The organism is Akkermansia massiliensis, from assembly GCF_023516715.1.
Classification (GTDB): domain Bacteria; phylum Verrucomicrobiota; class Verrucomicrobiia; order Verrucomicrobiales; family Akkermansiaceae; genus Akkermansia; species Akkermansia massiliensis.
Genome location: NZ_JAMGSI010000002.1, coordinates 479,861 through 496,370, shown reverse-complemented (window position 1 = coordinate 496,370; position 16,510 = coordinate 479,861). Strand labels below are relative to the sequence as shown.

At 61.0% G+C, this 16,510-nt stretch carries 16 protein-coding genes; 8 read left to right on the top strand and 8 right to left on the bottom strand.

Features of this window, described 5'->3' with window-relative positions:
- Nucleotides 1–2 precede the first annotated feature (2 nt).
- From M8N44_RS09790 to M8N44_RS09770, 5 genes are all read left to right on the top strand, one after another.
- Entirely contained in the window at nucleotides 3–797 is a 795-nt protein-coding gene (locus M8N44_RS09790) for a WecB/TagA/CpsF family glycosyltransferase (RefSeq protein ID WP_146021140.1), read from the top strand.
- A 161-nt stretch (nucleotides 798–958) separates the two neighbouring features.
- Nucleotides 959–1,663 (top strand): MmcQ/YjbR family DNA-binding protein, encoded by a 705-nt coding sequence (locus M8N44_RS09785; protein ID WP_102728549.1) that lies wholly within the window; start codon nucleotides 959–961, stop codon nucleotides 1,661–1,663.
- A gap of 127 nt (nucleotides 1,664–1,790) precedes the next feature.
- On the top strand, nucleotides 1,791–2,117 hold the full coding sequence (locus tag M8N44_RS09780; protein WP_102722223.1) for a hypothetical protein: 327 nt from the start codon (nucleotides 1,791–1,793) through the stop codon (nucleotides 2,115–2,117).
- 78 nt (nucleotides 2,118–2,195) lie between these two features.
- Nucleotides 2,196–2,525: a hypothetical protein gene (locus M8N44_RS09775; protein ID WP_022396819.1), complete on the top strand. Its 330-nt coding sequence runs from the start codon at nucleotides 2,196–2,198 to the stop codon at nucleotides 2,523–2,525.
- 55 nt (nucleotides 2,526–2,580) lie between these two features.
- Complete coding sequence (locus tag M8N44_RS09770; RefSeq protein ID WP_156340827.1) at nucleotides 2,581–2,757, top strand: hypothetical protein; 177 nt, start codon at nucleotides 2,581–2,583, stop codon at nucleotides 2,755–2,757.
- A gap of 87 nt (nucleotides 2,758–2,844) precedes the next feature.
- Here M8N44_RS09770 and M8N44_RS09765 read toward each other — a convergent pair whose 3' ends face one another.
- The 5 genes from M8N44_RS09765 to M8N44_RS09745 all read right to left on the bottom strand — a co-directional run bounded on the left by M8N44_RS09765 (nucleotide 2,845) and on the right by M8N44_RS09745 (nucleotide 8,038).
- Entirely contained in the window at nucleotides 2,845–3,708 is an 864-nt protein-coding gene (locus M8N44_RS09765) for an LpxI family protein (RefSeq protein WP_102722224.1), read from the bottom strand.
- Between the two features lie 30 nt (nucleotides 3,709–3,738).
- Entirely contained in the window at nucleotides 3,739–5,013 is a 1,275-nt protein-coding gene (locus tag M8N44_RS09760; protein WP_022396815.1) for a 2-oxo acid dehydrogenase subunit E2, read from the bottom strand.
- Nucleotides 5,014–5,031: 18 nt separating this feature from the next.
- Nucleotides 5,032–6,006 carry an alpha-ketoacid dehydrogenase subunit beta gene (locus tag M8N44_RS09755; RefSeq protein WP_022396814.1) on the bottom strand — a complete coding sequence of 325 codons (975 nt, stop codon included), beginning with the start codon at nucleotides 6,004–6,006 and terminating at the stop codon, nucleotides 5,032–5,034.
- Nucleotides 6,007–6,027: 21 nt separating this feature from the next.
- Nucleotides 6,028–7,029 (bottom strand): thiamine pyrophosphate-dependent dehydrogenase E1 component subunit alpha, encoded by a 1,002-nt coding sequence (locus tag M8N44_RS09750; RefSeq protein ID WP_022396813.1) that lies wholly within the window; start codon nucleotides 7,027–7,029, stop codon nucleotides 6,028–6,030.
- A 196-nt stretch (nucleotides 7,030–7,225) separates the two neighbouring features.
- Complete coding sequence (locus M8N44_RS09745; RefSeq protein ID WP_022396812.1) at nucleotides 7,226–8,038, bottom strand: MerR family transcriptional regulator; 813 nt, start codon at nucleotides 8,036–8,038, stop codon at nucleotides 7,226–7,228.
- 295 nt (nucleotides 8,039–8,333) lie between these two features.
- On the opposite strand from M8N44_RS09745, the gene M8N44_RS09740 reads away from it, so the two are divergent.
- Both M8N44_RS09740 and M8N44_RS09735 read left to right on the top strand, forming a co-directional pair.
- Entirely contained in the window at nucleotides 8,334–9,491 is a 1,158-nt protein-coding gene (locus M8N44_RS09740) for an efflux RND transporter periplasmic adaptor subunit (protein WP_022396811.1), read from the top strand.
- Nucleotides 9,492–9,497: 6 nt separating this feature from the next.
- Nucleotides 9,498–12,602, top strand: a complete 3,105-nt coding sequence (locus tag M8N44_RS09735; protein WP_022396810.1) for an efflux RND transporter permease subunit — start codon at nucleotides 9,498–9,500, stop codon at nucleotides 12,600–12,602.
- A gap of 238 nt (nucleotides 12,603–12,840) precedes the next feature.
- Here M8N44_RS09735 and M8N44_RS09730 read toward each other — a convergent pair whose 3' ends face one another.
- Entirely contained in the window at nucleotides 12,841–13,512 is a 672-nt protein-coding gene (locus tag M8N44_RS09730) for a zinc metallopeptidase (protein ID WP_102728575.1), read from the bottom strand.
- Between the two features lie 202 nt (nucleotides 13,513–13,714).
- Nucleotides 13,715–14,173 carry a PepSY-like domain-containing protein gene (locus tag M8N44_RS09725; RefSeq protein ID WP_102726427.1) on the bottom strand — a complete coding sequence of 153 codons (459 nt, stop codon included), beginning with the start codon at nucleotides 14,171–14,173 and terminating at the stop codon, nucleotides 13,715–13,717.
- Between the two features lie 47 nt (nucleotides 14,174–14,220).
- Here M8N44_RS09725 and cobA point away from each other — a divergent pair, with 47 nt between their 5' ends.
- Complete coding sequence (gene cobA / locus M8N44_RS09720; protein ID WP_249853098.1) at nucleotides 14,221–15,834, top strand: uroporphyrinogen-III C-methyltransferase; 1,614 nt, start codon at nucleotides 14,221–14,223, stop codon at nucleotides 15,832–15,834.
- Nucleotides 15,835–15,905: 71 nt separating this feature from the next.
- On the opposite strand, the gene M8N44_RS09715 is transcribed toward cobA, so the two are convergent.
- On the bottom strand, nucleotides 15,906–16,343 hold the full coding sequence (locus M8N44_RS09715; RefSeq protein WP_102722226.1) for a hypothetical protein: 438 nt from the start codon (nucleotides 16,341–16,343) through the stop codon (nucleotides 15,906–15,908).
- Nucleotides 16,344–16,510 lie beyond the last annotated feature (167 nt).

The following is a 16,510-nucleotide window of genomic DNA, read 5'->3' as shown; positions in this document are numbered from 1 at the left end:
CCATGACTGCTGCAAACAACCCTGACCAGCCCGGCGCGCGGATGCCGTGCGAGACCAGAAAGGTGTTCGGCTTTTCCGTGGCCGTCAGCTCCGTGGAGGAAATGAGCTCTGCCCTGGCGGAACGTGCCCTGGAAGCGCAGGCCCCGTGCCTGGTGGCCGCCGCGGACGTGCACGTGATAACCCTCGGCGTTCATGACCGGGGTTATGGGGCCGTGCTGGAACGGATGGACGTGGTTTGCCCGGACGGAATGCCTGTGGTGTGGAAGCTGAACAGGGGCCTTCCCGCAGGGGAAAGGAGCGCCGAACGCGTGAGCGGGCCGGACCTGATGGAAGCCCTGGTGCGGGCGAATGCGGAGTATCCGGGTCTGCGCCATTTTTTGCTGGGCGGAGATGAAGGGACGCTGGAGACCCTGGCGTCCGCATTGAAGGAGAAGTACCCGGCTTTTCATCTGGCCGGCGTGCATTCCCCGCCATTCCGTTCCTGGACGGAGGAAGACCGGAGGGAGATGCGGGAGGCGGTTGCCTCAAGCGGGGCCAATGTGGTGTGGGTGGGCCTGGGCTGCCCGAAGCAGGAGCGGTGGATGGCGGAGCAGAAGGAGCTGCTGCCTCCCGCGGTTTATGTGGGCGTGGGAGCGGCCTTCGCCTTCCATGCCGGAACGGTGAAGCGCGCGCCCCGGTGGATGCAGAAAAACGGCCTGGAATGGCTGTACCGCATTTACCGGGAGCCGGCGAGGCTGCTCAAGCGGTACGTGAAGCATAACAGCCTGTTCGTGTGGTATGTGCTGACGGGGAGGTAAAAACTCTTTTCCCGATGCGGGCGCCCCGGACATGGGGAGCAGGTTATTTTGGCCTTGTACCGTTCCCGTGCGGATTTATCATGGCTTGGCCGGGTTCTGCACGCCTGCAGGGGTGCAGCTGGCGTTTTCCATCCTTCCATCTCCTTTAACTTCTTTTCCTCATGTTCTTTCGCCGCATTCCCCGGAAAAGCTGGTATGAAAAAGCCGTGGAACGCGTTTTCAGGGACAGGAGGTTGTGTGAGGAAAAATTGCCTCCCTTCGGCTGCGTTCGCGGGGAAAATGGTTTTCTGTACCGGACAAAGCTGCTGAACGGGCAGCTCTGTATGGAATTTGAAATACATGCGGAGGGCTCCGTCAGCGTAACGGTGCGTGATGCGGACGGGAAGAGTATCCCTCATCTTGCTCAGGGAGAGGCAGACAGGTTGCGGGAGAGGGCGCTCCGCAGGGAATATGAGGAAGAGCTGTGGCATGTGGCGGAGTGCTGCTTTGAACCTGATTTCTTCAAGGGCGATCCTGCCCGGAGCCTCGTCGCGCACGTCCGGGAGGCTTACGGGGATGAATTGGAATTCCTGTGGAGGAAGTCGCCGGGAAGCGCTGTCGTGCGGCGGAAGGACACGGAAAAATGGTATGCCGTTTTTCTGGCTGTGCCGCGGTTGAAACTGGGCGGCAGTTCCAGGGAAAGGGTGGAGGTGCTGAATCTGCGGGTCCGCCCTGGGGAGCTCGAGGGCCTTGTGGACCATCACAGCCGTTTTCCGGCCTACCACATGAATAAGAAAAGCTGGGTGAGCCTTTGCCTGGACGGGACCGTCTCCTTTGAGGAGCTGGCCGCGCGCCTGGAGACCAGCCGCCGGCTTGCCGGGAAGTAAACGCCGCTGCCGGCGGTTTTCCGGAGGGCTTATGGTTTCCTCACCCGGAATGCGGCGGCGGAGTTTGCAGGTGGTAAGGCGGGACGGGGCTCTTGACCCGGAAGGGAGCCGGGCCTACAGTGGGGGCATGAACGTTGAAGAAAAGGCGCTGTCCACCTTCCGCACGGAACCCTGGCGCCACAATTGCGCCCAGGCCGTTTGCGCGGCCCTGGGAAGGGAGGATTTGCTGGAAGCCGTCTCCGCGTGCGGCACGGGAAGAGCGCCTGACGGGGTATGCGGCGCCTTGTATGGAGCGCTCCTGTGCACGCCCGTGCAGTCAAGGGAGGAGCTGAAGCGGCGGTTTGTGGAGAAGCTGGGTTATTCCCATTGCAGGGAGCTGAAAAAAGAAGGCTGTGTTCCGTGCCGGGACTGCGTTGCCTCCGCGGCGTTTATGGCTTTTGATTTGCAGGAGTGAACGCAGAATGACACGACTGTATTCATAGATTTTCATGAAGAAAGAGTCTATTGGAATGAATCCAAATAGAACAACGTCATGAAAAAATTGATATATGCTATAGCAGCGGTAGCCGTTGCAGTTCCGGTAGTGGCCCTGGCGCAGAGCGCCTGCAACAGCGGTTCCTGCACCAAGGGTGACAAGGACATGGCTGAAGCCAAGGAACACATGAAAAAGGGCGCCAAAGCCGCCAAGGACGCCGCTTCCGAAAAAATGAAGGAAGGCAAGCAAGCGGCGAAGGACGCCTACGAAAAGAGCAAGGAAGCCGTCAAGGATACTTACCAGGACAGCAAGGAAGCCGTGGACCATGCGGCGGACAGGGCTGCCGATAAGGCCGAAGCCATTGGCGACGCTGCGAAAAACGGTTAACTCAAACGATTAAAATACAAACCATTTATTTATTATGTGTGACTCCAAAGATCATATGAACCATATGCATGAAGGCTGTGGATGCTCGAAAGATGCCGCTTCCGGCAAGATGGAAGAAGGCAAGAAGGCAATGAAAGACGCCTACGAAAAGAGCAAGGAAGGCGTCAAGGATATGGCTTCCGGCGTAAGTGACAAGGCCAAGTCCATGATGGACAAGGACAAAAACGCTTAATTCCGGCGGTTGAATAAGCCGTTTTCTATTCTGCATCCCGTATGCGGCATGATTTCCCCTTGTCCGGGTTTCCGGACGAGGGGATTTTTATTGGGCGGGATTTTCCGGTTGAGGGCAGCCCTCCCCGGAAGCGTCCATGGCATGCAGGCTGATTTTGTGCCTTTTGCACAGTTCCGCCACCCGGTCACGCTCCAGCAGAATGGTTTTGCCCGCTTCCAGGGCGATTTGCCTGACGCCGCATTCCGCGCACGTCTCAATGGTGACGGGGCCGATCGTAGGAATGTCGAAGCGCATGTCATGCCCCAGGCGCGCCACTTTTGCCAGTGTGGCGGGTTTGCCGTTGCCCAGCTCGCCGCTGCGGCGTATGCAGTTGTTGGTGCCTTCAATGGCTTCCACGGCAACTACGGTGCCTCCGTGCACGACGACGGACTGCCCGATGTGAAGGCGGCTGATTTCCTTGGCCATCTGCATGCCGAAAACGGCGTCCTCCCATTGTTCGGTCGTGGGACGCGGTCCGGCGATGTGGCCCGGCTGCGGCATGTGCTCTTCCATGTAGGTGAAGGCGGGGAGGATGGTGAAGCCTTCTTTTTCCGCCTCCGTGATGACGGCCCCCAGCAGGGAGTCCGCGTTTTTCTCCGGCATGCGCATCAGCACGGAAAGGGCGCGGAGGTCCGGACGGAGGGAGAGAATGTTCTTCGGGTTGATGCCTCCCGCCATGATGACGTTCCGCACGCCGTGCTTTTTCAGGAAGGAGAACGGCTTGCTGATCTGGCCCACGCTGAATTCCTGGTAAGCGTCGCACAGGGGAATGACGGCGGGATTGGTCTCCCCCTTGAAGCCCACGGCCACGATGCGCAGCTCCGGCGTCCGGCGGCGCGCCCCCCGGACGATGTATTCCGGGTAGACGCCGTCTCCGGCTACCAGGCCTAGTACGGGTGGGTCTGTCGTCATGCGGCGTAAAGCGTGCGGGAACGGAGCGGGTTACAGGTATTCCGGGCGCTGGAGCAGTTCCGCCACGCGCTTGAGCAGGCGGCCGATGTCCGCGCCGTCCACCACGCGGTGGTCCCCCGTAGCCACGATGTTGGCCTTGGAGATGGGAATGAACGCCTCCACCTCGTCGCTCCAGACCGGGGTCTTGGTGACGGCTCCCACCCCCAGGATGATGGATTCGCTGGGCATGGGCATGGGGGCGGCAAAGGTGAGCCCGAAGCCGCCGAAGTTGGTGACTGTGGCGATGCCGCCCGTGCTGTCTTCCGGGGCCAGCCTGCGGCGGCGCGCCTGGGCGATCAGCCTGTTGTAGTCTTCCAGCAGTTCTTCCATCGTCCGTTCGTTCACGCGGCGCAGCACGGGAACCATCACTCCGTCCGCCACCTGGGCGGCGATGCCGATGTCAATGGTCTTGGGGGAAAGGATGTTTTCCCCCACCAGGTAGCCGGCGCATTCCGGGCTTTCCGCCAGGGCCAGGGCCAGGGCGCGGGCAAAGTACAGGGTGATGCCGGGCCGCAGCGGGGAATGCTGCCTGTGCTTGATGAGGGGGTCCATGAACACGGGGCGCCCGGCGGAGGCCAGGGGGCGCGTCCAGCTCCGGCGCATGGCGTCCGCCACGGCCAGCCGCATGGAGGAGGCCTTGCGGTGCGGCCACTGGCTCACGTATTCCAGGAATTCCTCCAGGTCGTCAATGGTGACCCGTCCTCCGGCTCCGGAGCCGGAGATGAAAGCGATGTCCGAGGCGCTCATGCCCAGTTCATCCATGCGCGCCTTCATCCGGGGGGACATGTAGTGCGCGCCTTTCATGCCGGCGGGCACCGGCAGGCCGCGCACGCTGGGCTGGACTTTCAGGTCCGTGCCGTTTTCCTGGTAGGATTCCCCCGTCAGGCCAAAGTGGACCCCGGCGGGCTTTTCCTCCCGGGCGGAAGCGTCCGGGACGCGCTGGGGCACGGATTCCGGGCTGGCCGGAAGGGAAGGCTGGGTGGAGTCACCGGCCGGGGTGGCCCCGGAACGCTCAATTTCCTCTTCCGTGGCGTCAATCATGGCCATGCAGGCGCCGACCACGATGGATTCCCCTTCCTTGATAAACACGTCGCTCAGGACGCCGCCGCACATGGTGGTGACGCCCATGGTGGCCTTGTTGGTCTCTACCTCAAAGATTTCTTGGTCGGCTTCTACGGTGTCGCCCGGGGCCGCCAGCAGGCGCAGCACGGTGGCTTCCGCAATGGAATCCCCGAGCTGGGGCATCAGAATGGGTACTTTAGGCATGGTGGAAACTGGGTTGAATCAGATGGATAAAAGATGGCGGATGGAGGCGGCGATGGATTCCAGCGTAGGGCGGTGCGCCTTCCACAGGTTGGGATGCTGGGGGATGGGGGTGTCCCTGGCGTTGAGCCGCTGGGGCGGAGCGTCCAGCAGATGGAAGCCTTCCGCCACGATGCGGGAAACGACTTCCGACGTGACGCCCCCCCACGGGAAGTCTTCCCCGACGACCAGGACGCGGCCAGTGCGCGCTACGGAGGCGATGACGGTGTCCATGTCCAGCGGGCGCACCGTGCGGAGGTCCACTACTTCCACTTCATAACCGCTCTCCTTCGCCAGCAGGTCCGCCGCGCGCACGGCTTCCGGCACCATGGCGCTGTACGCCACTACGGTGGCGTGCTTTCCGGTGCGGGCGATCCGGGCCATGCCGAAGGGAATCACCGGGGCTTCCCGGTAGTTGTCCTCCGCCTTCAGCCAGCGGTACAGGAACTTGTGTTCCAGGAAGATGACGGGATCGGGCACTTCCACGGCCTGGCGCAGCATCCAGTAGGCGTCCGCCACGGTGGCCGGGGTCATGACGTGCAGGCCCGGATAGTGGGCGAACAGGGCTTCCAGGCTCTGGCTGTGGAAGGGACCCGTGCCGGGCGTTCCCCCGCAGGGCAGCCGCACCGTGATGTTGGCGGGAATGCCCGTGCGGTAGTAATGGGTGGCCGCCATGTTGACGATCTGGTTGAAAGCGATGGTGCTGAAGTCGGCAAACTGGACTTCCATGATGGGCTTCTTGCCCATGACGGCGGCTCCGGTGACCATGCCGGCCATGGCGTCCTCACTGATGGGGGCGTCAATCACGCGGTCCGGGAACAGCTCCTTGAGGCCCTTGGTCGCTTTGAAAGCGCCGCCGAAAACGCCTATGTCCTGTCCGTACAGGAAGACGTCCTTGTCTTCCGCAAGCAGGTCTTTCTGGGCGTCGTGAATGGCATCAATGTATGTTACGCTCATGGGAATATTCCGTTTGCAGGCTTAATAAGGTCTCCACACCGTGGCGTTCCAGTCCTCCCGGAAGGGGTCCGGCTCCGGTTCCCTCTGCGCAGTAGCCACGGCCAGCTGGACTTCATCGGCATACTGCTTTTTCAGGTCCGCCACTTCTTCCGGCGTCAGCCAGCCGGCTTCCAGCAGTTGCCGTTCCGCGACGGTGACGGGGTCTTTTTTGTCGTACTCATCCTTCAATTCCCTGGGGATGTAGGAGGCGTCGTCATGTTCCCCGTGGCCGCACATGCGCAGGGTCTTGGCCAGCACCCACTGGGGGCCCCTGCCTTCCCTCGCGTTGTTGACGGCGGTGCGGAAGGCTTCCAGCGTAGCCATGAAGTCCGTGCCGTCCGTTTCATGCACGGTGAAGCCGTAGCCGCGGCCCCTGTCCGCCAGGGAGGCTTCCCCGAATTCACGGACATTGGGAGTGGAATAGGCGAATTGATTGTTGGTCACCACGAGCACCAGCGGCAGTTGTTCCACGTTCGCCATGTTGGCGGCTTCGTGAAAGGCGCCTGTGGACGTGGTGCCGTCTCCGCAGAAGGCCACGCCTACGGGGCCGGGAAGCTTGCCGTCCAGCCGCTTGGCAAAAAGGCAGCCGATGACGAAGGCCACCGTGCTGCCCAGATGGCTGATGGGCGCCATGTAGCCTTCCGCCGGCAGTCCGCGGTGGACGTTCCCGTCCCGTCCCTTCATATAGCCCAGGGCAGAGCCCAGGTAGGAGCGGGCCGCTTCAATGATCGGTTCCCCCCAGGTGATGCGCGCCGCCTGTTCCCGGATGAACGGGGCGATCACGTCATACCCGGCGGTCAGGAAAACGCCGCCGCAGGCGGCAATCGCTTCATGCCCGCGGCCCAGGTAAACGCCGCCCGTGATTTTGCCCGCTTTATACAGGCTGGAAATTTTGGTGTCAAAGGCCCGCGCCAGCAACATGGCCTTGTAAGCCTTGACGGCGCTTTCCTTCAAGTCCGGTTGTGTAGTGTCGCAATGTGCCACCCCATTATTTTATATGCTGCATGGGGAAATGCAATGCCATTTCATGAAACTTCCGGAGACTTCATGCCTGCGGGCCTGAACGGACGTTCCGGCTGCACCGCAGGGCGGCAGGGGCGCGGACGGGGAACTCCGGTTCCCGAAAGGCGTTTTTTACATCCTCTTCACCCATTGCCTGTTCCGGAAAAAATCCCCCGGTTCACTTCCCTTCCGGCGGAAGGGAGCATCTCAGTTCGAATTTGGGATGCACCACATCGTAGTCTCCGGAAAACAATTCCGTTTCCATGATGATTTTATCATACTCCTGCGCAAAAAGTTCGGGAAAGACCAGGGGGGCCTTCCCGATATCGCTTTCCTTCCTGATGGAGCAGAGGAAGGAGGCGGCAGGCAGGCGCACGACTTCCTTTAACTGCCGGGCGTCCCTTTTGGTCGCTTCCACCTCCACATACAGGAACCTTTCCGTTCCGGAGCTCCGGTGGAAGGAAAGGAGTCCGGCTTCCGCGCCCAGCCTCAGCTCATTGCGGTTAATGTCATCAAACATGTTGGTGATGAGTACATTGTAATCCGTGCTGTGCTGTTTTCCGGCATAGGGGGCCGTCCAGCAATATTTTTCCGGCAGGGCGTGGACGGTCTGCCCCTCATGGCGCCGGAGGCCTTCCATCCGGTCCATCTGCTTCTGGAATTTTTCCAGCAGGTGCAGTTTCTCCTGAATGTCCCTGATTTTCTGGTGCGCCAGCATGGTGCCGTGGGAAATCAGCTTCTTGTAATGGATTCTCTGCTGGTCCTCGGTCAGAAAGGAGGTGAACTCCTTCAGGGGAATGTCCAGGAAGGTGCAGGCGCGGATGGCGTCCACCACGGGAATCTGGGAGAGGGTGTAATAACGGTAGCCTGTATCCGGGTCCGTATGGGCCGGGCGCAGAATCCCCAGTTGCTCGTAATACCGGAGTGATTTAATATGTACGCCGGTCTGTTTGGACAGATTGCCTATGGTTAGTAAATTCTGCTTGTCCATCCTGTATTGCGGTTGGCGTGGAAACTGATTTTTTCCCGCCGGAGGCGCGCCCGGCGGAAACGGCTGCTGCATGCAAGAGAAATCTTCCTGAAGACGAAATCGTCGCGTCATTCATTTGATTCTTGTTGCCAGCAGCTTACAACAAATGATAAAAAGCCGCTCCACTTAATCTTTTCATTGCCTCTTGACTCTCCCATTATGGGATACTTTACATCTTATGGCAATTGAAAAATCCCCGGTCTTGTCGGAAGCGTGGTTCCGGGGTTTCTTGAGGTCTTATAAAGCATGATTACTGATGAAAACAACTAGTCTCCTTCTTCTCTGCACCACCCTTTTGGCAGCTCTCTCCTCCTGCCGGCAGGGGGATGAAAATCCGGCCGCCGGTTCTCCCGGAGAAATAGTGCCGGAAGTGGCCGTTCTCACGGTGCACGGCACCCAGGTTCCCGTAACCGCCAACCTTCCCGGCCGCATGGAGGCGTACCTCCAGGCGGAAGTGCGCGCCCGCGTGACGGGAATTATTCAGGAACGCTGCTACCAGGAAGGGCAGACGGTTCGCCCGGGCGACCTTCTCTTCAAGATAGATCCGGCTCCGCTCCAGGCCGTGCTGGACGAATGCAAGGCTACGGTAGCGCGCGCCAAGGCCGTGCTGGCGGATGCGGAGGACAAGGCCGCCCGCTATTCCTCCCTGGTGGCCAAGGGCGCCGTCAGCGTGCGGGAGCACAAGCAGGCCATGGCGGAGGAAGACCGGGCCAGGGCGGAATATGCCGCCGCCGCCGCGTCTCTGGAGCAGGCCCGCCTGAATCTGGAATACACCAGGGTGGAAGCGCCCATCTCCGGCCGCGTGCGCCGCGCGCTGGTGACGGAAGGGGCATTTGCCAACCAGAACGAATTCACGCACCTGACCACCATTGAGCAGATAGACCCCATCTATGTCCGCTTCTGCCAGCCGGCCTCCCAGTACAGCAGCCTGCGCCGCGCCGTGGTGTCCGGCCTGTGGAAGGGAGTGCCGCTGGGTGAAATCAAGGTGCGCCTGCTGCTCTCCAATGGGGAGGAATACCCCCATTCCGGCAAGATCATCTTTTCCGACATGGCGGTGGATCCGAATACGGACACCATTGAAATGCGGGCCCAGTTCCCCAATCCGGATTATGAGCTTTTGCCCGGCGCCTATGTGCGCGTGGTATTTGAGAAGGCGGTGCGGGACAACGTGTTCGCCATTCCCCGGGACGCCGTCATCCGCACCGCGCAGGGGGCTTCCGTCTTTGTCGTGGGCCCGGAAGGCGTGCTGGAAATGCGCCCCGTGAAGGCGGATACGCTGAACGGCCGGGAATGGCTGGTTTCGGAAGGCCTCAAGGACGGGGACAAGGTGGCCGTCAGCCACATCATGTCCCTCCGGCCCGGCATGAAGGTCCGCAGCGCCGCGCCCCAGCCGCAATCCAACGCCCAGCAATAACCCGTTATGCCTGATTTCTTTATACGCCGCCCCATTTTTGCCTGGGTAGTCGCCCTGCTGATTTCCCTGATCGGGCTGCTGGCCATTCCCAGCCTGCCTATTGCCCAGTACCCGGACATCGCTCCGCCGGTCATTACCCTGCGCACTACGTATCCGGGCGCCTCCGCCCAGGATACGGAGGAAGCCGTCACCGCCGTGATTGAAAAGGAAATCAACGGAGCTCCCGGCCTGATGTACATGTCCGCCACCAGCAGTTCCGACGGCGCGGTGGAAATCGCCGCCACGTTCACGCAGGGCACGGACCCGGACATTGCCGCCGTGGAAGTGCAGAACAGGCTGAAAATCGTGGAATCCCGCCTGCCGGAATCTGTCCGGAAGGAAGGAGTGTTCGTGGAAAAATCCTCCAACAACATTCAGGCGATGATCTCCCTTTCCTCCACGGGGAACCTGAATGATACGGAACTGGGGGAATGGGCTTCCGCGCGCATCATCCCTGAATTGAAGCGCGTGAAAGGCGTCGGGCGCGTGGAGCTCTTCGGCGCGGAAACGTCCATGCGCATCTGGCCCGATCCGGAAAAGCTGGAAGCGCTGGGGCTGACGCCCACGGACATCGTGAATGCCGTGGCCGCCCAGAGCGAGCGCATCATCATCGGTGACATCGGGGGGGCGGCCGTTTCCAAATCCGCCCCCATCAACGCCAGCGTGGTGGCGGAGGAAGCCTTCCGCACGCCGGAGGAATTCGCCTCCATTGCGCTGAGAACGCTTTCAGACGGTTCCTCCGTCAAGCTGGGGGACGTGGCGCGGGTGGAGCTGGGCTCCAACAGCTACGCGTTCTTCTCCCGCTGCAACGGGCAGACCGCCACCGGCATGGCTATCAAGATGGCTCCCGGCTCCAACGCCGTGGAAACCATGGGCCTGCTCAAGGCCAAGATGGATGAGCTGGCCAGGGACTTCCCGCCCGGCGTCACCTACCAGATTCCGTATGAAACCACCCATTTCGTGGAAATCTCCATCCAGAAGGTCATCTCCACCCTGCTGGAAGCCATTCTGCTGGTATTCCTGGTCATGTTCCTGTTCCTGCAGAACTTCCGGGCCACCCTGATTCCCACGCTCGTCGTCCCCGTGGCCCTGCTGGGCACCTTTGCGGTGATGTGGCTCTCCGGGTTCTCCATCAACATGCTCACCATGTTCGCCATGGTGCTCAGCATCGGCATTCTGGTGGACGACGCCATTGTGGTGGTGGAAAATGTGGAACGCATCATGATGGAGGAGGGGCTGGACGCCCGGCGCGCTACGGTAAAAGCCATGAAGCAGATCGGAGGCGCCATCGTGGGCATCACCGCCGTGCTCGTGGCCGTGTTCGTGCCCATGGCCTTTTTCAGCGGAGCGGTGGGGAACATCTACCGGCAATTTGCCGTGACCCTCATTGTATCCATCTCCTTCTCCGCGTTTCTGGCCCTTTCCCTGACTCCGGCTCTGTGCGCCGCCATGCTTAAAGCCTCCTCCGTGGAGCATCAGGAAAAGAAAGGATTCTTCGGATGGTTCAACAGGACCATCCACCGGTCCACGGACCGGTACGGCAATGCCGTATCCGGAATCATCCGCCGCCCCGTACGCTCCCTGTTCCTGTATGTGCTCATCATTGCGGGGGCCGGCTACCTGTACCTCACGCTTCCCACCTCCTTCCTTCCGGAAGAAGACCAGGGCAACTTCATGGCGATGGTTGCCCTGCCTGCCGGGACCTTGCAGGAGGAAACCAGCACCCGGCTGCGGGAGGTGGAGGATTACCTGATGCAGCATGAACCGGTGGAATACGCCTACTCCGTGGGCGGCTTCAGCTTCATGGGCACCGGCACCAACATGGCGATGCTGTTTGTCGGCCTGAAAAACTGGGACGAGCGTTCCGGAGAGGACAACTCCGCCCAGGCGATCATTGACCGGGTCAACGCCCGTTTTGGCGGGGACCGCCAGATGATGGTCATGGCCCTGAACATGCCGTCCCTGCCGGAACTGGGCAGCACGTCCGGCTTCGACTTCCGGCTCCAGGACAAGGGCGGCCTGGGGTATGCCCGCATGGTGGAAGCCCGGGACGAACTCCTGGCCCGCGCCAATGCGGACCCCAACCTGACGGGCGTCTACTTCTCCGGACAGGCGGACACGCCGCGGCTGCACGTCTCCATTGACCGGGAAAAAGCCTTCTCCATGGGAGTGCCCATTACGGAAATCAGCAATTCGCTGGCGGTCATGTTCGGGTCCAGCTATGTGGGGGACTTCATGCATGACAGCCAGGTGCGCCGCATCATTGTGCAGGCGGACGGAAAAAGCCGCCTGAACGGCAATGACATTGAAGACCTGCATGTCCGTAATGACCAGGGGAAGCTTCTGCCCCTCTCCTCCTTCGTCCGGCTGGACTGGACGGCCGGCCCCCCGCAGCTCACGCGCTACAACAACTACCCCTCCTTCACCATCAACGGCTCCTCCGCGCCCGGCAAGAGCAGCGGGGACGCCATGAACGCCCTGGAGCAGATTACCGCCACCCTGCCGCAGGGCGTGGGATTTGAATGGACGGGACAGTCCTATGAAGAAAAGCTTGCCGGGTCCCAGGCCACGCTGCTCTTCGGCCTGTCCATCCTGATCGTCTTCCTGGTGCTGGCGGCCCTGTATGAAAGCTGGTCCATTCCGCTGGCGGTCATCCTGGTGGTGCCCCTGGGCCTGCTCGGAGCCCTGCTGGCCGTCTTCCTGCGCGACATGCCCAACGACATCTACTTCAAGGTGGGCCTGATTACGACCATCGGCCTTTCCGCCAAGAATGCCATCCTGATTGTGGAAGTGGCCAAGGAATTCTACCGGGAAGGCATGGATGTGATGGAAGCTGCCGTTGCCGCCGCCAAACTGCGCCTGAGGCCCATCCTGATGACCTCCCTGGCGTTCGGCGCCGGGGTGGTTCCGCTGGCCTTCGCCCACGGGGCGGCGGCGGGCGCGCAGCGCGCCGTAGGCACGGGGGTGCTGGGCGGCATCATTACGGCCACCCTGCTGGCGATCTTCCTGGTTCCCCTCTTCTTCCGCCTGACAGCCGGAAAGAGGAAACAGGAACACCCGGAAGAAGCATAGGGCACGAGGCTGGAACGGAAACGCCTGGAATAGCCCCTGCCGCGGAAGGCGCGGGAAGACAGAACCCTGCATGGGACCGCTGCCCGCGCCTGATGCGTTAAAAAAGGGGAGCACGTTTCCGTGCTCCCCGTCTTTCGGGAAAAAGGCTGAAAGAGGTTTTCCTGCGGAGGGAGGGCCTGAAAAGCCTCGTTATCCGCATGGGCTGGAACCCCGTATGCCGCTGCGCCCGTGCTTGGGATTATTCCCTGCCGCGCGCGTTCAGGAAAATGAACACGTAATACAGCAGCATGGCCAGGGAGGAAAGCGCGCCCACCACATAGGTCATGGCCGCCCAGAACAGGGCACTCTTGGCCTTTCCGTGGTCGAAGTAATTCATCAGGTGGGAACGGTCCAGCCATTTCAGGGCTCTGGAGGAAGCGTCAAACTCCACCGGAAGCGTGATGAAGGCGAAGATGGTGGTCATGGCAAACAGGCCGATGCCCAGCCCCAGCACCCACGGGGAACCGCCCATGGCCAGCAGGATAATGCCGATGATCAGCACGATGCTCACCAGATTGGAGGAGAACTGGACGATGGGAACCAGCGCGGACCGCAGGCCCAGCCAGTGATAGGCCTGGGCGTGCTGTACGGCATGCCCCACTTCATGGGCCGCCACGGCCGCGGCGGCAATGCTGTTGGAATTGTAAACGGACTCGCTCAGGTTGACGGTCTTGTCCGCCGGATTGTAATGGTCCGTCAGGTGGCCGGGGGTGGAAATCACCTTCACGTCCGTGATGTGGTTGTCCTTCAGCATCTGTTCCGCCACTTCCCGCCCGGTCACCGGAATGGGAATCTGGGAATATTCGCTGAAACGGCTCTTCATGCGCGCGCTGACCAGCCAGCTCAGAAGCATGGAGCCCAGCAGAATCATCCAGTAAATGGTATAGGAATGCTGCGGGGCGGTTTCCGCCGCCTGGGCCGTGTAGGAAAGGAAGTCGATATTGAATAATTCAATCATTGCAAGTTTGACCTTATATCATAAGGCTTTGTTGAATCCAGAGGGCGCCGTGTCAGCCGCCGGGAGAGGTTCCCCCGGCTTCTGTCATACGGAAACATGCGGAAGAACGGTGCATTCAATCGTCCGCCTTCTGGGAAAGAAGTTTGCCGTCCGGGGCATAGTAAAGCTCCAGTTTGCGGACGGCGGCGGTTTCTGACCGGCAGTCCACCCGGTACTTCAGGGCTCCCCTGGCGGTGATCTGCTTGGCGCGGCGGGGAGCGTACCCCGGGAAATCGCGGGCGATGGCCGCCGTAACGGGGGCGGGCAGATCCTGAAGGCGCATGTCCGCCTTAATCAGGCAGACGGTGCCGTCCGGATAAAGCTTGACGTCGTATTCCAGGCCGTTGAGGTGGAATTCCGCCTCGTAAACGTCTTCGTCGTTGTCGAAATCCCATTCGATGGCGCCGGCGTTCGGATACTGCTTCTGCACCTGTTCCTTCACGGGGGCAGGAACTCGGGAGGCCGGAATATCCGCCAAAGCCGGAAGGGTGAATGCGGCAGCGAGAGTGGTCGTAAGTATACGTGAAATATTCATAAATACGTGATAATTGTATTTATTCAAAAAACAAGAATCTTTTGTGAATGTCTTGTGACAATTCTGCCATCAATGGAATGAATCCGGGCATGGCGGGGTTTATTGTCGCCAAAAAGCGGGTGATGGAGTTGAATGACAGCATGCAACAGGGTATTGTTTATTTGCTTGGAGCGGGTCCGGGGGATCCCGGCCTGATGACCGTCCGCGGGCGGGAACTGGTGGAAGCGGCGGAAGTGCTGGTATATGATGCGCTGAGCTCGGCGGAACTGCTGAACTGGGCTCCTGCCGCATGTGAAAGGATTTTTGTGGGCAAGCGGGCTTCCCGCCACGCCCTGCCGCAGGAGGAAATCAATGCCCTGCTGGTCAAACTGGGACGCGCCGGGAAAAAAGTGGTGCGCCTGAAAGGCGGCGATCCCTACGTCTTCGGGCGCGGGGGGGAGGAAGCGGACGCCCTGCATGAAGCGGGCGTGCCGTTTGAAGTCATTCCGGGCATTACCTCCGCCATTGCGGGGCCGGCCTATGCGGGCATTCCGGTGACGCACCGCAAGTACTGCACGCAATTTACCGTCTTCACGGGCCATGAAGACGTGAACAAGAAGGAATCTTCCCTGGACCTGAAAGGAATCGCCGGAGCGCAGGGCACGAAAATCATGCTGATGGGCATGCAGAAGCTCGCGGACGTCTGCGAAGCCCTGACCGGATACGGGCAGGAGCCGTCCACGCCGGCCGCCGCCATCCAGTGGGCCACCACGGGCATTCAGCGCACGGTTACGGGCACTGTCCGGACGCTGCCCGCCAAGGTTCAAAAGGCCGGGCTGGGCGCCCCTGCGGTAGTCGTGATCGGGGATGTGGTGAAGGAACGCGACAGCCTGGCCTGGTTTGAAAAACTGCCCCTGTTCGGCAAGCGCATCGTGGTGACGCGCACCCGCGCCCAGGCCGGGGAACTGAGCGTGCGCCTGCGCCGTCTGGGTGCGGAAGTGCTGGAAATGCCCACTATCCGCATGGCCCCCCCCTCCAACAAGCGGGAATTTGCGGAAGGCGTGGTGCACGCCCATACCTATGACTGGCTGGTGTTCTCCAGCCCCAACGGGGTGGAACGCTTCTTCCAGGCGTTTTTTGCCGTGTACCAGGACATCCGGAGCATCGGAGGCGCCAGGATTGCGGCCATCGGGCCCGGAACGGAGGCGAAGCTCCGGGAATACGGGCTGGCCGTGGATATCATGCCTAAAAAATTCGTGGCGGAAGGACTCGTCAAGGCCTTCAAGGACGCCCGCGAGGAAATCGGAACCATTGAGCACAGCACGTTCCTGTGGGTGCGCGGGGAGGAAGCGCGGCGCGTGATTTACGACGGCCTGACCGCTCTGGGAGCTATTGTGGACGAATGCATCGCCTACAGGACGGAAGCGGAAACGGAGGACGTGGCGGGAGCCCAGGCGGCTTTCCGGGAGCGGGGGGCGGATATCGTGACGTTCACCAGCTCCTCCACGGCGGAAAACTTTTTCAAGCTGGGGCTTCCGTGGCCGGACGGCTGCAAGGCCGCCAGCATCGGGCCCGTGACCACGGCAACCCTCAAGGAGCTGGGGCGCGCACCCTCGATTACCGCGAAAACGCACGACATCAACGGCCTGGTGGAGGCCATCGTCAAGGCCGCCGGCAAATAGGAAAAACGGTGCGCCCCGCGGGAGATGCCGGGGCGGAACGGATGGAAAAGCGTTATCCGGGGAAATGCCGTTTAAAAGCCATTGACGGCTTCCCAGCCGATGACCTTTCCATTTTCAAACAGGACATTATAGGAAACGGGCGGACGGCTGCCCAGGGGCATCGTGACGCCTATCCCGGTGCCTACCCCGGAATCCCTGCTGCGGAATCCGCCTCCGCCCAGGCCCACGGACCAGCCCGTGCCGCTCCGCGTGTAAATCCACCGTTCCGTATTCTTCCCGTTCATCCGGCCTGCCATCTTCTGTTCAGGTTCCCCCCATGCCAGCAGGACCGCCATGGGGGACATGCCCTTTTCCAGCTCTCCGCGCGCCACTTTGGCCTGCTGCTCCTTCGGAAGCTGTTCATAGGCCTGCATATTCTTCGCGATGCGGTCGGACGGCGTGGGGGAACAGGCCCCCAGCAGCGCGAGGCAGGCGGGAAGCAGGACGAAAGGAAGGCTCGTTTTCATCATCCCACAAATAGCATGGCGTAAGATGGCTGGCAAGGTGCCAGCGCGGCTTTTCCGGAAAATGGAGGCGGGAAAATCCGTTATTCTGACATAAAAGCTCGCTTTTCCCGTAAATACATAATTGGTTATTGACAAGCATGGGGGGTAGGGGAGTAGGAATTCACCTCCAA

Bases quoted from the DNA above. Each gene is read 5' to 3' on its own strand.
- M8N44_RS09785 (WP_102728549.1), top strand. From the start codon at position 959: ATGTTCTTTCGCCGCATTCCCCGGAAAAGCTGGTATGAAAAAGCCGTG.
- M8N44_RS09725 (WP_102726427.1), bottom strand. From the start codon at position 14,173: ATGAATATTTCACGTATACTTACGACCACTCTCGCTGCCGCATTCACC.
- M8N44_RS09775 (WP_022396819.1), top strand. From the start codon at position 2,196: ATGAAAAAATTGATATATGCTATAGCAGCGGTAGCCGTTGCAGTTCCG.
- M8N44_RS09730 (WP_102728575.1), bottom strand. From the start codon at position 13,512: ATGATTCTGCTGGGCTCCATGCTTCTGAGCTGGCTGGTCAGCGCGCGC.
- M8N44_RS09735 (WP_022396810.1), top strand. From the start codon at position 9,498: ATGCCTGATTTCTTTATACGCCGCCCCATTTTTGCCTGGGTAGTCGCC.
- M8N44_RS09715 (WP_102722226.1), bottom strand. From the start codon at position 16,343: ATGATGAAAACGAGCCTTCCTTTCGTCCTGCTTCCCGCCTGCCTCGCG.
- cobA (WP_249853098.1), top strand. From the start codon at position 14,221: ATGTCTTGTGACAATTCTGCCATCAATGGAATGAATCCGGGCATGGCG.
- M8N44_RS09780 (WP_102722223.1), top strand. From the start codon at position 1,791: ATGAACGTTGAAGAAAAGGCGCTGTCCACCTTCCGCACGGAACCCTGG.
- M8N44_RS09770 (WP_156340827.1), top strand. From the start codon at position 2,581: ATGAACCATATGCATGAAGGCTGTGGATGCTCGAAAGATGCCGCTTCC.
- M8N44_RS09755 (WP_022396814.1), bottom strand. From the start codon at position 6,006: ATGAGCGTAACATACATTGATGCCATTCACGACGCCCAGAAAGACCTG.
- M8N44_RS09790 (WP_146021140.1), top strand. From the start codon at position 3: ATGACTGCTGCAAACAACCCTGACCAGCCCGGCGCGCGGATGCCGTGC.
- M8N44_RS09740 (WP_022396811.1), top strand. From the start codon at position 8,334: ATGAAAACAACTAGTCTCCTTCTTCTCTGCACCACCCTTTTGGCAGCT.
- M8N44_RS09745 (WP_022396812.1), bottom strand. From the start codon at position 8,038: ATGGACAAGCAGAATTTACTAACCATAGGCAATCTGTCCAAACAGACC.
- M8N44_RS09760 (WP_022396815.1), bottom strand. From the start codon at position 5,013: ATGCCTAAAGTACCCATTCTGATGCCCCAGCTCGGGGATTCCATTGCG.
- M8N44_RS09765 (WP_102722224.1), bottom strand. From the start codon at position 3,708: ATGACGACAGACCCACCCGTACTAGGCCTGGTAGCCGGAGACGGCGTC.